Annotated in this window: 2 protein-coding genes; one reads left to right on the forward strand and one right to left on the reverse strand. The window is 65.4% G+C overall.

What is annotated here, in order from left to right:
* Nucleotides 1–463, forward strand: a 463-nt coding sequence (locus CA983_RS46525) for a hypothetical protein (RefSeq protein WP_086606158.1), incomplete at its 5' end; no start/stop codon positions are given.
* Nucleotides 464–504: 41 nt separating this feature from the next.
* Here CA983_RS46525 and CA983_RS44150 read toward each other — a convergent pair.
* Nucleotides 505–927 (reverse strand): DUF6233 domain-containing protein (locus tag CA983_RS44150; protein ID WP_244207369.1); only part of this gene is annotated, 423 nt, incomplete at its 5' end.

The following is a 927-nucleotide window of genomic DNA, read 5'->3' on the forward strand; positions in this document are numbered from 1 at the left end:
AGCCATGATTGGCCACGGATGGCAATCGCAGTGGAAGCGGGTGGGCCGCCGTCTTGAGGAAGTGCGCACCGTCTACACAGGCGCACCGGGCGGCACTGATGCTGCACTCGACAGGGTTCTGTCGTTCTTCGAGACCATCCACCACCTGAAGGACTGGCTCCGGAATGATCCAAAGTGCGGGGTGACCGAGGACGACGTGCACGAAGTGATCGACAAAAGCCCGGCTCTCCAGCTCTGTGCGGATATCGCCAACGGCTCCAAGCACTTCAAGCTGACGAGCTCGCAGACCGGTGACTTTGGCACAACGATCGCCAGGAACGATGTCAGCGTCTTTCCCGGTACTGGAACATCGGCGCACCGCTTCTACATTGAGTCCGGAGGCAAGGACTATGACGCCCGGGAGATCGCCGAACAAGCTGTAAGGGTGTGGGAGGCGTACCTGGCTGGGCGCAACATGCTCTGACACGCACCCCGGGCAGCCACAAACCACGGCGACGGCGACGCTCAGCCGTCGGTGATGTGGTCGAAGCCACGAAGCATGGGGGTCAGCTCCTGCGCGCAGCCGCACAAGGTACACAGCCGCGTCCCTGGATTCTCCGCGACGTTCAACGCGTGCTCCACATCGAGCAGCGGCGCACCTGCCGGTACTTCCTCGCAGTCTGGTGCGTGCAGGACGGAGCGGGCCGGGCCGCGCCCGTCGCGTACCTTGGCAAGGACCCACCCTGAAGGCCGGCGCTCCCCGAGGACCTCACGGGCCACCGACTGCGGCGACCGCTCCAGCTTCTCGGTGACGACCTGGTCGTAGTCGACGCCGTCGACCGGCCGTACGTGGTCGGGAGCGCGCACCCACACCCGGTACTCGGCTGCCTCTACACCGCCGTCCTCGAGGTCCCGGTACGACGGCATCCCCACCAGGTAGACCCAGCC

It is taken from the genome of Streptomyces swartbergensis, assembly GCF_002148965.1.
In the GTDB taxonomy this organism is placed as follows: domain Bacteria; phylum Actinomycetota; class Actinomycetes; order Streptomycetales; family Streptomycetaceae; genus Streptomyces; species Streptomyces swartbergensis.